This window comes from Streptomyces sp. HUAS YS2 (assembly GCF_033343995.1).
Classification (GTDB): domain Bacteria; phylum Actinomycetota; class Actinomycetes; order Streptomycetales; family Streptomycetaceae; genus Streptomyces; species Streptomyces solicathayae.
In genome coordinates this window covers 2,078,379-2,091,580 of record NZ_CP137573.1, presented here as the reverse complement: position 1 = coordinate 2,091,580, position 13,202 = coordinate 2,078,379, and the positions used below count along the sequence as shown (strand labels likewise).

Genomic DNA, 13,202 nt, shown 5'->3' with positions numbered 1-13,202 from the left:
GACACACTCGGGTCGGCCTCGTCACAGGCGTTTGACGGCTTCCTCGACGATCCACGTCATCGTCGGATCGTCGCGCTCCATCCACTCCGGGTGCCACTGCACTCCCAGCACCGGTGCGTCCGGGAGCTCCACCGCCTCGACCACGCCGTCGGCCGTCCGGCCCGTCACGAGGAGGCCCCGGCCGCAGCGGTCGACGGCCTGGTGGTGCCACGAGTTCGTGACGGCCCTCGCTCCGAACAGTCCCGCCACGATCGAGCCGGGCTCGAACGTCACGAGGTGATCGGCCGTGCCGTCGGTGGGCGCGGTCTCGGGGGACAGATGGCGCACCTCACCGGGCGGAAGGTCGGGGACGAGCGTGCCGCCGAGCGCGATGTTGAGGATCTGCATGCCCCGGCACACGGCGAGCACCGGAATCCTCCGGTCGAGCGCGGCACGTACGAGTGCGAGCTCGTACGCGTCCCGCTCGGCGTCGTGGACCATCGGGTTCGCACGCGGGTCGACGTCGCGGACCACTGACGTGTCCCCTCCCCAGCACGCCGGGTGCACGTCCTGCCCACCGGTGATGACGACGCCGGCCAGCCAGTGGCAGACCGCCTTCGCATCCGTCTCGTACGCGAGGTTCACCGGGAGACCGCCGGCCCGTGCGATCCGGTTCGCGTAGTCGGACATGTAGCTGTCGGTGCAGCGATCGCCGTACCGGGGGTCCCCACCCCGGATCAGATCCAGCCGGATCCGCCGGCCGGTGATGCCTATCAGCGGCCGCACCGAAGTCGGCGTACCGTCCGTCGCGCTCACGGCAGTTCGAAGTATCGGGCCGACTCCCACTCGGAGAGCGCGGCGAACGGATCACCGCCCGCGGTGTGGAACTGCATCCACTCCCACCGGCGCGAACCGACCCAGTAGTCCACGAACTCGGCACCGAGGAGGTCGCGGAGGATCGGGTCCGCTTCGAGCGCGGCGGCGGCCTTCGTGATGGTGTCCGGGAGCCGGGTGATCTCCCCGGGCGGCATGCACCACGCCATCTCGGCGACCGGCTCCGGCGGTTCGATCTTGCGCTCCAGGCCCGCGATCACACCGGCCAGCACGCCGGCCAGCGCGAGGTACAGGTTCGAGTCCGCGCCCGGGACCCGGTATTCGAGGCGGGAGTACGACGGGTGTCCGCAGACGGCGCGGACCGCGGTGGTCTTGTTGCTGATGCCCCAGCTGACGGTGACCGGCGGGCCGCTGAGGTCCACCAGGCGCCGGTACGAGGTGATCTGCGGGAGCGCGATCGAGGTGTTGCCCTCGAGCGTCGCCAGCAGACCGCCGACGGCATGCCGCATCGTCTCGGACGGTCCCTCCTCCGCGTAGAACACGTTGGCGCCGTCCCGCTGGAGGGACAGATTGATGTGCGAGGCCTGTCCGTAGCCCTCGGTGGGCTTGGCCATGAAGGTGACCGTGTGGCCGAGCTCGAACGCGACCTCGCGCATGATCTGGCGGGTCCGCGCCCAGGCGTCGCACACCGAGATCGGGTCGCCGGGCGCCAGGTTGATCTCGATCTGGCCGGCCGCGTCCTCGTCGCTCCAGGCCTCCCACTCGATGCCGACCGCGTCGAGCCGGTCGGCGACGGCGTTCATGTACCCGGTCCAGTCCTTCGACTTCGCGAGGTGGTACGCCGTGCCCGCACTCCCGCCGAGCGGCGTCAGGTCGCGGTATCCGCGTGCGCGCGCCTCGTGGATCGATTCCTCGAAGACGGTCGCCTCGATCTCGACGGCGACGGTCGCGGTGAAGCCGAGCGAGGCGAGCCGGTCGACCATCCGGCGCGTGAGGTTGCGCGGACAGAGCGGGACCGGCGTGCCGTCCTTCAGCCAGTAGTCGCCGATCACGGAGTGGAGACCCGGCTCCCACTCGACCAGCGTGGACATGTCGGGGCGGAAGTAGACATCGTCAAGATGCCCGCGCCAAGCGGGATAGGCGAATCCGAAAGCCGGGACGTTGCCGAGGTCGAGCCCGAACAGGAGGTCGGCGAAGGCGAACCCCGAGTCCACGCCCGAGGCGAACTTCTTCGGGGCCACCGTCTTGCCGAGGAACGAGCCCTCGTGGTTCGTCGCCTCGAGCCGGACGGCCCGAACGTTGGCGTCTTGGACGTCAACTCCGCTGACGGGCTTGGTGAGTTCAGACATCGTAACGGACCTTCCAAGATGCGCCGATCATGACCGACAGCTGAGAGAGGGTGCCCTGGATCCCGAGCACGCCCGAGGACAGGACGGCGAGCAGGTCGTCGGCTCCGGAGAACACGCCGGCGAGAGTCTCCGGGGCTCCGGCGATCAGGTAGTGGGTCGGGCCTTCGCCGAGGACGACCTGCTCCAGTCCCTCGGGGCCTTCGGTGACCGCGATGAGCATGTCCGGAATCCCCGGCACGGAGCGCGCGGCATTCCAGAAGTGCTCGGCGGCCGTCCGCCAGTCCGGCACCGGCGGCGACAGCGCGAGCAGCGCGCCCGCGGCCAGGTCCGCGTCCCCCGAGGGCTCGGCGGCGGACGCGAACCGGGCGTTCAGGTCGACGGTGAGCGTGGCATCGGGTTCGACGAGGACTCCGCTCGACACGTCGACGGCGCCGCCGGAGAAGGTGATCGTCGCCGCCTGCGGCGTGTCGTGGGACCGGATCGCCACCGTGGCGGCCGACTCCTGCGGCGCCGGGAGCGCATGACCCGCGCGGGCGGCGTCCCGCAGGGTGCGGCCGATCAGCCGGACGAGCGGAGTCGCATCGTCCTCGATCCTAATGTCGACCTCTGTGGCGTGCGCTGCGCCGGACACCGCAGGGGCCGTCGTGGTTTCGGTCATCCCTCCAGTCCTTTCGACTTCGGGAGATCACGCGCGCCGCGAATCGGTCGCTTCGGATCTCGGATGGACCGTGATCTTCATGGCCAAATGACTCGATCAAATGACTAGATCAGGTGACTAGGATGGTGAGGTACAGCTCGCAACCTGTCAATGACTTCAGAGAGGCCACAGCGTGAATGAAGTGAAGCCCCCGTACTGGGACCAGCTGGATGCCGATGCGCAGTCCGTGGCGCGATCGCTCGCCGAAACCCTCACGAAGCCCGTACGCGAACTGGGCGCGGAAGTCGCACGGAAGCTCCTGGCGACCACACCGCCGGAGCGGCCCCTCACCCCACTTGATCTGGTCGAACGCCTGACCCTGCCGGCCCGCTCCGGCGAGCTCCGGGCACGCCTCTACCACCCGGACGGCACGCCGCCGTCCGCCGGTCCGTGCCCGGCGCTGGTCTACCTGCACGGTGGCGGCTTCGTCCTCGGCACCCTCGACGGAGTCGACGAGGCATGCCGCGCGATCGTCGCCCGATCCGGGTGGGCGGTGCTCTCCCTGGAGTACCGACTCGCGCCGGAGAATCCCTATCCGGCAGCCCTGGACGACTGCCTCGACGCCTTCGCCTGGTTGCGCCGCTCGGCTCCCGCGTACGGCATCGATCCGCACATGATCGCCGTCGGAGGGGACTCCGCCGGCGGTAATCTCGCCGCCGCGCTGTGCCTCAAGCTCCGGGACCTCGGGCTCCCCGGGCCCGTGTCCCAGGTGCTGGTCTACCCCGCCGTCGACGATGCGTTCGCCACCCCGTCCTGGACGGATTTCGCCGACGCACCCCTGTTGAACAGCGCGGATGCCCGCTGGTTCTGGGAGCAGTACGTCGGCCCGGACTGTGCGGGAGCGGTCGATCACTACGCGGCCCCCATGCATGCCGCATCGTTGCGGGACCTCCCGCCGGCCCTCGTTCTCACCGCCGAGGTCGACCCGCTTCGCGACGATGCCGAGGCGTACGCGGAGAGGCTGCGGCGTGACGGCGTCGAGGTCACCGTGACCCGCTGCGCCGGCGTGTTCCACGGCTTCTTCACCGAAGTGGGCGTCTTCGCCAGGACGGACGAGGCGATCGCGCAGGTGGCGCGCCACCTGCGAGGCGTCGCCGGCGCCTGAGCGCGCGCAGCCGGGCGAATCGACTCGCATTCCACTATTGACGGCCCTCGGGTCCGTGGCTAGATTCCGTTGGTCATACGACTAAGTCGGATGACCATGATGCGCGCGCTCGGCGCACCGAGGGGCGAACGGCTCCCCTCCGCGAGACGAAGCCCTGATGTCCAGACGGCACTCGCATTTCGACTATCCGAAGGCACTCACATGACTGAGACCGCTCCGCCCCCTGTTCCCGTCGTCGACCTCGTCTGTGTCGGCGCGGGATTCTCCGGCCTCTACGCGGCGTACAAGGCAGCCGAGAAGGGCTGGACCTTCGCCGGATTCGAAGCCGCGCCCGGCGTCGGCGGCACCTGGTTCTGGAACACGTATCCCGGTGCCCGGTGCGACGTCGAGAGCATCTACTACTCGTACTCGTTCAGCCACGAGCTGCTGCAGGAGTGGACGTGGACTGAGCGCTTCGCTCCGCAGGCCGAGATCCTCAGGTACATCAATCACGTCGCGGACCGCTTCGACCTGCGCCGGCACTTCAGCTTCGAGACCCGGGTGACGTCCGCGACCTGGCTCCCTGACGAGCGGCTCTGGGAGGTGACCCTCGACTCCGGTGGGACCCGGCGGGGTCGCCATCTGCTTGCCGGCTCGGGTGGCCTTTCGACGCCCAAGGACTTCGATGTGCCGGGCCTGGAGCACTTCACCGGGACCACGGTCTCGACGAGCCGGTGGAACATTCCGCTGAGCGACCTGGCGGGCAAGCGTGTCGCCGTGATCGGCACCGGGTCGTCCGCGGTGCAGTGCATTCCGCTCATCGCCGAGGTCGCCGAGCACCTCACCGTGTTCCAGCGCACCCCCAACTACGTGTTTCCGGCCCGGAACGCCGCGCTGGCGGCGGACTTCGTCGACGAGATCAAGAGCAGCTACGCGGCGATCCGCGAGGAGTGCCGCCACTCGCTCGGCGGCATCCCGGACCGCATTCCGGACGCCGCCGCGTTCGATGTCTCCGACGAGGAGCGGCATGAGCGCTACGAGCGGGCCTATGAGCGCAGTGGATTCAACGGCGTCGGCGGCGAGTTCTCCGATCTGCTGACCGATGCGAGGGCCAACGAGACCGCGGCGGAGTTCGTGCGCGGGAAGATCCGCGAGATCGTCCGGGACCCGAGGACCGCCGCCGTCCTCGAACCCCGCTTCCACCCGCTCGGCGCCAAGCGCAGCTGCTTCGGCACCGACTACTACGAGACCTTCAACCGCCCGAACGTGTCGGTGGTCTCCTTGCGCGACGAGTCGATCGAGACCATGACGAGCGACAGCATTGTCACGAGCGCCGGCTCCTACGAGGTCGAAGCCGTCGTGCTGGCGATCGGATTCGACGCCTTCACCGGCCCGCTGTTCGCGCTCAACGTCTCCACCCCGGAGTCCGGCAGGCTCCAGGACGCGTGGAGCGAGGGCGTCCGGACGTACTTGGGCATCATGGCCGCCGGGTTCCCGAACTTCTTCATGATCGCCGGACCGCAGAGCCCCGCGCTCGCGAGCAATGTCGTGGTCACGATTGAGCAGGCCGTCGACTGGATCACCGACCTGATCGGGCACGCGAAGGCCGAGGGCGTCGATGTCATCGAGCCGACGGTCGAGGCGCAGGGCGACTGGGTGAAGATCACCGAGGACACGGTCAACCAGACGCTCTACGCGACCGCCGACTCCTGGTACCGGGGGTCGAACGTGGCCGGCAAGCCGACGACCTTCCTCGGATATGTGGGCGGTGTCGGCAAGTACCGCCGGATGTGCACCGAACTCGCCAAGCGCGGCTACCCGGGCATCGAGCTCGACGGCGAGAGCGTCGCCCGCCGCCTCGGCCGCATCCATGAGGAGATCGCATGAAGGTCGTGCACCAGCGCTACGTCGCCCACTCCGAGGCGCACTACGCGGGGAACCTGGTCGACGGGGCCTTCGGGCTGAAGCTGTTCGGAGACGCAGGAACGCACCTGGCGATCACCATCGACGGCCACGAGAGCCTGTTCGCCGGCTATGCGTCGGTCGAGTTCCTCGCCCCGGTCCGCGGCGGCGACGTCGTCGAAGCCGAGGCGCGCCTGGCATCGAAGGGGACCCGCAGCCGGACCGTCGACTTCGAACTGCGCATCATCTGCCGCGGTGTCGACGACAGCGGCCGGGCCGAGGTGCTGGCAGAGCCCATCGTGGCCACCCGGGCACGAGGGACCGCTGTCGTCCCGGCGAGCTGAAACCAGCGGTAGTCGTCACGGCGGCTTGAAACCGCAGTTCACGGTGGTGGGCCCGAAGGCCCCCGCCGCACCGGGAGGCGCCGTTCGGGCGCCGACCGGACCTCCACCGCACAGGAGAGCGATACGTACGACGTTCGGCCTGCCGGCATCCGGCGGCAGGCCGGCCGATGGACGCGTGGTCCCGCCCCCCCCATCACATCGGAGACGAACATGACTGAGATCAATGAATCGACAGGCCTGGCCGGGGAGTCGAGAGCCGGCAAGGCGCCGCAGAAGAGGGCGCTCATCGGAATCGGCGCCCTGCTCGTCATCCTGACCAACGCGGTCCTCTTCATCCTGCCGCCGCTCCTGCCGATCATCCAGGCGCAGTACGGACTCACCACCGTGTCCGCGACCATGTGGATCTTCACCGCGCTCACGCTGGGAGGAGGCGCGGGCTACATCCTGCTGCCGCGACTCGCCGATGTGTACGGCGATCGCAATGCGTCCGTGTTCGCGTCCGCGTGTCTTACCGTCGGAGCGTTCGTGCCCGCCGTGGGCGACTCGTACCCGGCTCTGCTCATCGGTTCCACGATCATGGGCTTCGGCAGCGCAGCCCAGATGCTGCCTCTGGGCTTCCTGCGGCGGAACCTGGCGGAGCACGGGATCACCACGGCAGTCGAGGTGCTGGTCATCGCGACAGGAGTCGGGATTGTCGTGGGCATGATCGGCGGTGGACTCCTCGTCCAGGACCTGTCCCTGCGCAGCTTCTTCTGGATCCTTACCGCGGCGTTCGCGGCGACGACGATCGCCTCGTTCGCGCTCGTCCCTCACTCCCCGCCGGCGCAGTCCTCCGGTCGCGTCGGCGCGCTCGGCACGGTGTGGATGATCGCGTGGGTCGCGGCGGTGCTGCTGACGCTGACGCAGGGACTGGTGTGGGGTGGCGCGGCCGTCGCCCCGCTGCTCGCCGGTGTCGTCGGCGCGGCCCTGTGGGTGCGTGTCGAACGCAGGTCCTCTGCGCCGGTGTTCGACGCGGCGCTGCTGAAGGCGCCCTCCGTCACCGTGGCATCCCTGTCGATCGCCCTGTTCGGAGCTGTGAACGCGGCGTTCCTGTTGCTGCTGAGCACGTACAGCCAGGTCGTTCCCGCGTACCTCCCGCCCGAGGAGGCATACGGTCTCGGTCGCACCGCGCTGCAGACGGGCTTGCTCATGGTGCCCTTCGCGGTGATGTTCGTGGTCGGTGGCAAGGTGGTCAGGGGGCCGATCGAAAAGGGGCGCGGCACCGCTGTGCTCGTGAACGGTGCGCTCATCAGTGCCGCGGGACTCGCCTGGCTCGCTCTGGCCCACGACCACCCGTGGCACTATCTCGTGGGCGCCGGTGTGATCGGCCTCGGGTGCAGCATGGGATATACGGCCGGTTTCAGCATCGCCCAGATGGCGGTGCCCGAGGAGAAGGCCGGGATGGCGGCGGGGGTGGCCGGCACTGCCATGGCGATCGGCATCGCCTTCGGATCGGCACTGGTCACCGGCGTGCTGAGCGCCTCGGTCGTCCCCGTTCCCGGAACGGACATCGAGGTCGCCGAGGAAAGCCTCTACGGCACGGGCTATTGGATCTCGGTCGGCCTGGCCGCGCTGATCGTGGTCGCCGTGCTGATCTCACGAGCGCGCAACGGCCGGCGCGTGCCCGCCACGGCGTCCTAGACCGGCCGCCGTTCCCGGGCGGAGGTGTCGGCGGACCGACGGGGCGACCCGCCGCCACCTCAGTCGCGGGTCAGGCGTCGCGCTCACAGCCCGACCAACAGATCCAGCGGCACTTCCTGCTCCAGCCCGATCTCGGCCCAGATGGTCTTGCCCCGGTCGCTGTAGCGAGTACCCCACAAGCCGGTGAACTGCGCCACGAGGAAAAGGCCCCGTCCTCCTTCGTCCTCGTTGCCGGCGCGGCGGAGATGCGGAGAGGTGTGGCCTCCGTCCGAGACCTCGCAGATCAGCGTGTGGTCGGCGGCGCGGAGCAGGCGCAGCGAGACCGGGGGGCGGCCGTACCGGATCGCGTTGGTGACGAGCTCGCTGACGACCAGTTCAAGGACGAACGCCGCGTCGTCCAGCCCCCACTCCTCCAGCTTCCCTCGGACGAGGGCACGTGCTCCGGCCACCTCGGCCGGGTCGGAGGCGACGTGCCAGAACGCCATGCTGTCCGCGGGCAACGCGTGAATGCGTACCAGCAGCAGTGCGGCATCGTCGTCGACGGATCCCTGGACACGGAGAGAGACGATCTCGTCGCACGCCTGCTGCAGGGAGCCAGCCGGGGCGTCCAGTACGCCGCACAGGTCCGCCACTCCCTCGTCCACGTCCCGGCTGCGTGCCTCGACCATTCCGTCGGTGAACAGGGCGAGCACCGTGCCCTCGGCGAATTCGAACTCCTTGCTCTCGAAAGGCAGCCCGCCGATGCCGAGCGGGGGGCCCGGCGGCAGGTCGAGCGCTTCAGTCTGTCGGGCCCCCGTCCCACCGCCGGAGGCGACCGGCGGGAGGTGGCCCGCGCTGGCCATGGCGCAGGTGCGGGAGCTGGGGTCGTACACGGCGTACAGGCAGGTCGCCCCCAGTGCTCGGTCCGTCGCCTCGGCGCCCGGTGTCCGGTGTATTCCCACGCGTGCCTGACTCACCAAGTCGTCGAGCCGGGTCAGGAGTTCGTCCGGTGGCAAGTCGAGGGCGGCCAGCGCCCTCACGCTCGTGCGCAGTCGTCCCATGGTGGCCGCCGCGTCCACTCCGTGCCCCACCACGTCGCCGACCACCAGCCCGACCCGGGCGCCCGACAGCGGAATCACGTCGTACCAGTCGCCTCCGACTCCGAGAGGGCCGGTGGCGGGGATGTAGCGGTGCGCGAGCTCGATTCCGCTCGGTCGGGGAAGCACCTGCGGGAGGAGTTCGCGCTGCAGTTTCAGCGCCGTGCCGTGCTCGCGGATGTAGCGGCGAGCGTTGTCCACGCACACCGCGGTGCGCGACGCCAGTTCTTCGGCGAGTGCGCGGTCCTCCTCGGTGAAGGGTGCACGGGGTGGCTGCCGGCCGAGGGCGACCGTGCCGAGCGCGGTGCCGCCGAGGAGCAGAGGCAAGGCGAGCAGGCGTTGGCCCTCGGTCGTCGACGGACTGCCGATGACGCCCAACAGCGGATCATTTCGCGCTACTGGAGGGTCACCCGTGGTGCGCTCCACCATGAGTCGCAGCCCCGTCGGCGCGCCGGAGGCCGAGGACAGGGCTTCTTCTCCGGCCAGTACCGTCTCGGCGACCTCGATCCGTGCGGAGTCGGCGAAGTCCGGAACCACGAGCTCTGCGAGTTCCCGCACCGTCTGCCCGATGTCGAGCGTGGTACCGATACCGCCGGCTCGGCTGAGCAGTGCCAAGCGGGACTGTGCCTCGTAGCGTTCCGTGATATCGACGGCCGCCTCGCAGACGCCGAGGGGCCGGCCCGCGTCGTCCTGCAGACGGAAGTACGAGCACGAGTAGACCTGGTAGTGCGCGGAGGTGGCGGGGGTGGGCCCGTGCCAATGGAGGTCGAGCACGGCTTCGCCGGTGCGCAGCACCTGCTCCAGTACCTCGTCCATGTCCCGGTAACCCGAAGGGGAGAGGATCGTGCCGTGCGGAAAGACTGTGCTGTCGGGCTGTCCCACCCAGTCGTCGGTGCGCCACCCCATGACCTCCCGCACGATGGCATTGACCCACTTGAGGCGGAGATCGGGGCCGTAGACGCTCAGCGCCACAGGTGCCTGCGTGAAGAGGCCGGACAACATCGACTGTTCGGTCATCCACTGCCGATAGCGGGCGCCGGCCGCCGCCATCACGACCCAGGCGGGCTGTCCCCGGTCCTGCTCCACCGGGAAGATGCGCAGCACCGTCTCCACCAGCGACCCGTCCGGGCGTCGCACGGTACGGGTCTCGCTCCAGGCTTCCTCAGGTGCCGAGGCTCCCGCTGCCCAGAAAGTTTGCGTGTCACCCTGGGCGCGAACGTCTCGCAGAACCTCGCTCACCGAGCGGCCGAGCACATCTCGGGTGTCGGCACCGTAGAGATCCCGAGCCGTCGGGCTCCAGCCAATGACCTTCCCCTGCGCATCCACGATGATCATCGCTGCCGTGGTCATGCCGAAAGGGTTCTGATGACCTGTGTCGCGTGATGTATGCGTCGTGGCCATGTGACCTGCCCGGTACGGGATCGTCTGAAGCTAAGGCTACGCCTGGACGCCCTGGCGCGTCTTGGGTACAGGTCGCCACGATGGCGACGGCAGGGCATCGCCGGATTCTCGTCGCCGACCCAGGTGAGCAGCGTGCTGATCACCTTGCTGCGAGCCCGGTGAAGCCGGCAGCCGTCGACGCGGATGCAGAGCGACGGCCTCCGGCCGGCGCCCTCGTCCGCGCTGACCTCCCCGGGCCGAACGCCACCGTCATCGCCGCCGCAGTGCTCACAGCCGCCTCGGGCCTGCTCGGCGCCCGCTGGATTACCGAACACAGGCCCGGCCCCCGCTGACCCACCAGCTCGCCCGTCCCGGACAGCTCCGGCATGAGAGGCCGGGGCGACACGGATCAGACCTTCTCGGCGGAGACGTGTGGGTGGTTGGAGGTGATCATGGTGATGTCCTCGACGTCGGACGTCAGGATGGTGACGCGGCCTGGCTGGGCGAGGGCGGTGGCGCAGAGCATGGCGTCGATGGCGTACTTGTGGCCGTGCAGGCCGGCCGCACGTAGCAGACTGGCGGCGGACTGGGCGATGGCCTGGGTGACCGGCTCGACCCGCAGCCGGGACAGCGTCCACTTGAGGGCGGCGTCGTTGATCCGGGGGTGGATCACCTCGACAAGGACGGCGGCCGAGGTGATCACCGGAAGGTCGGTGTCGCGGGCGGCGGCGAGCCACTCATGGACCTCGCGGTCGCGCTGCACGGCCTTGGCCAGACCCTCGCTGTCCAGGATGAGCGCGCCGCTCACGCGGCCGCCCCGGCATCGGAGGAAGTGCGCCCGGAAAGCTTGGCCCGCTTGGCGGCTACGGCTTCTGGGTCGGCGGGGCCGTGGGTCTTGTCGAAGTCGGCGATCAACTCGTTGAGGTTGTCGCGCTCGATCTGCCGCTGCGCGGCCTTCTCCAGGTACGCGGAGACACCCCGCCTGCCGACCCGCTCACGGATCGCTTGCAAGGTGCCGGCCGTGAGGGAGACGGAGATGCCGCTGGTGGGGCCGTCGCCGGGAGGGAAGTCGGTGTCGTCGTCAGCCATGACGGAAGTATGGCATTTCGAATGCTATAAGGCGAGATCTTTGCCGGGGGCGGACTCGGAGCCCTTGTGTGCGGTTGGGATGTGCGTCAAGAGGGTGCACGTAGCGCCCATAGTGCCCGTAACGCACATTGATCTTGCGTCCGATTTGCGCCATACGAGTCGCTGACCTGCTGTTTTCTTTAACGTGTTTTCGTGTCGACATGTTTGCGATGACCCACCATGTCGAGTGCGTGGCGATTCTGGAGCCGGTGAAGTAAGGGCCGCTAGTTCGGGCTGTACGTGGAGGGTGCGTTCGAGGGGGTGGGCGCGACTGGGTCGGTGGGACGTTGTGGTGCCGCGGGGGCTTCCGTGGGCCTGGACCTCACCAGCCACAGGCCGGTGAACGCGGCGGTGGCCAAGGTGATGGCGCCGGCCGCGACGAAGGCGCTGTTGAGGCCGGTCTCGAAGGAGGCGCCGACGGATTGCCGGGTGCGGACGACGGCTCCGAGTACCGCCACGCCGAGCACCGCGCCGATCTGCCGGGTGGTGCTGCTGATGCCTGATGCGAGGCCGCCCTCCTGCGGGCTGACCGCTTGGATGGCGGCTCCTGTCAGGGGGGACATGGTCAGGGCGAAGCCGATGCCGACGAGTCCCAGCCGCCACCACACGTTCCCGTAGCCGGTGTCGGCGTGCACCGTGCCGAGCGCCAGGAGTCCCAGGCCGGCCAGGGCCAGGCCCGTGGTCACCAGGAGGCGGAAGCCGTAACGGGCGGCGAGCCGGCCGGCGTACGGGCTGACGATCACCATGGCGAGGGTGGTCGGCAGGGTCTGCAGGCCGGCGCGGAGGATCGAGCTGCCCTGGACGTACACGAAGAACTGGGAGAAGAAGAACGACGAACCCATCAGCGCGAATCCCACCACCACCATGGCGGTGTTGGACACGGTGAACAGGCGCTGACGGAACAGCCGCAGCGGCAGCATCGGAGCGGAACGACGCGCTTCGACGGCGACGAAGGCGCCGAGGAGGATCACCGCGGCGGTGAAGCTGCCCAGGATCAGCGGCGAGGCCCAGCCGCGGGCACCACCCTCGATCAGGCCGTAGGTCAGCGTCCCCACCCCCAGAACGGACAGCGCCGTCCCCGGCATGTCGATCGCGGGGGCGCTCGGATTGCGGGACTCGCCGAGGTGCCGCAGGCCGACCAGCAGCAGGAGTGCGCCGACGGGCAGGTTGACCAGGAAGATGGCGGGCCAGCCGAAGGCGTCCGTCAGCACGCCGCCGGCCACGGGGCCGACGGCCAGACCGATTCCGCTGAGTCCGGCCCACAGCCCGATCGCCTTGATCCGTTCCTGTGGCACGGGATGGGCGGCGACGAGCAGGGCGAGCGAGGCGGGGCTCAGTGCCGCCGCCCCGATGCCCTGCAGCACCCGGCCGGCGACCAGCCAGCCGACCGAGGGTGCGAGGCTGCACCACACCGACGCGACGGTGAACACTGCCACGCCGGTCAGGTACACCCGCTTCCGGCCGAACCGGTCGGCGAAGATGCCGCCGGACAGCAGCAGCATGGCGACCAGCAGGACGTACGCGTCGACGATCCATTGCAGACCGGTCAGTTGAGTGTGCAGCCGGTGCTGCATGTCCGGCAGCGCCGCTCCGACGATCGTGTTGTCGAGCAGGACCATGAACTGGCCCAGGCAGGTCACCGTGAGCAGCACGGCCCGGTTCGATCGACTGCCCACCGTCGCATGCGATGCGGCCATGGGACCCCCTTTGATCGTCATTTGTTCCCGTTCGGCGCGGGTGGCGATACAC

General features: G+C 69.3%; 11 protein-coding genes. 4 read left to right on the top strand and 7 right to left on the bottom strand.

The genetic code is table 11. The features are described 5' to 3' along the window. Positions 1-21: 21 nt before the first annotated feature. The 3 genes from R2D22_RS09430 to R2D22_RS09420 are packed head-to-tail and all read right to left on the bottom strand — an operon-like array spanning position 22 to position 2,820. Entirely contained in the window at positions 22-795 is a 774-nt protein-coding gene (locus R2D22_RS09430; RefSeq protein WP_318102631.1) for a gamma-glutamyl-gamma-aminobutyrate hydrolase family protein, read from the bottom strand. Further along, positions 792-2,162: a glutamine synthetase family protein gene (locus R2D22_RS09425; RefSeq protein WP_318102630.1), complete on the bottom strand. Its 1,371-nt coding sequence runs from the start codon at positions 2,160-2,162 to the stop codon at positions 792-794. Before R2D22_RS09425 ends, R2D22_RS09430 begins: the two co-directional genes overlap by 4 nt. Next, positions 2,155-2,820, bottom strand: coding sequence for a hypothetical protein (locus R2D22_RS09420; RefSeq protein WP_318102629.1), 666 nt, complete (start codon positions 2,818-2,820; stop codon positions 2,155-2,157). Before R2D22_RS09420 ends, R2D22_RS09425 begins: the two co-directional genes overlap by 8 nt. Positions 2,821-2,992: 172 nt before the next feature. Here R2D22_RS09420 and R2D22_RS09415 point away from each other — a divergent pair, with 172 nt between their 5' ends. The 4 genes from R2D22_RS09415 (at position 2,993) to R2D22_RS09400 (ending at position 7,869) form a co-directional block, all read left to right on the top strand. After that, positions 2,993-3,964, top strand: coding sequence for an alpha/beta hydrolase (locus tag R2D22_RS09415; protein WP_318102628.1), 972 nt, complete (start codon positions 2,993-2,995; stop codon positions 3,962-3,964). A gap of 201 nt (positions 3,965-4,165) precedes the next feature. Continuing rightward, positions 4,166-5,830, top strand: a complete 1,665-nt coding sequence (locus tag R2D22_RS09410; protein ID WP_318102627.1) for a flavin-containing monooxygenase — start codon at positions 4,166-4,168, stop codon at positions 5,828-5,830. Then, complete coding sequence (locus R2D22_RS09405; RefSeq protein WP_318102626.1) at positions 5,827-6,189, top strand: hotdog domain-containing protein; 363 nt, start codon at positions 5,827-5,829, stop codon at positions 6,187-6,189. Before R2D22_RS09410 ends, R2D22_RS09405 begins: the two co-directional genes overlap by 4 nt. A gap of 210 nt (positions 6,190-6,399) precedes the next feature. Beyond that, positions 6,400-7,869: an MFS transporter gene (locus R2D22_RS09400; RefSeq protein WP_318102625.1), complete on the top strand. Its 1,470-nt coding sequence runs from the start codon at positions 6,400-6,402 to the stop codon at positions 7,867-7,869. Positions 7,870-7,952: 83 nt separating this feature from the next. On the opposite strand, the gene R2D22_RS09395 is transcribed toward R2D22_RS09400, so the two are convergent. The 4 genes from R2D22_RS09395 to R2D22_RS09380 all read right to left on the bottom strand — a co-directional run bounded on the left by R2D22_RS09395 (position 7,953) and on the right by R2D22_RS09380 (position 13,150). Beyond that, positions 7,953-10,346 carry a SpoIIE family protein phosphatase gene (locus R2D22_RS09395; RefSeq protein WP_318102624.1) on the bottom strand — a complete coding sequence of 798 codons (2,394 nt, stop codon included), beginning with the start codon at positions 10,344-10,346 and terminating at the stop codon, positions 7,953-7,955. 388 nt (positions 10,347-10,734) lie between these two features. Beyond that, a complete protein-coding gene (locus R2D22_RS09390; RefSeq protein ID WP_318102623.1) occupies positions 10,735-11,133 on the bottom strand; it encodes a type II toxin-antitoxin system VapC family toxin in 399 nt (132 codons plus the stop codon). Beyond that, complete coding sequence (locus R2D22_RS09385) at positions 11,130-11,414, bottom strand: hypothetical protein (protein WP_318102622.1); 285 nt, start codon at positions 11,412-11,414, stop codon at positions 11,130-11,132. Before R2D22_RS09385 ends, R2D22_RS09390 begins: the two co-directional genes overlap by 4 nt. 263 nt (positions 11,415-11,677) lie before the next feature. Next, entirely contained in the window at positions 11,678-13,150 is a 1,473-nt protein-coding gene (locus R2D22_RS09380) for an MFS transporter (RefSeq protein WP_318102621.1), read from the bottom strand. Positions 13,151-13,202: the final 52 nt, after the last annotated feature.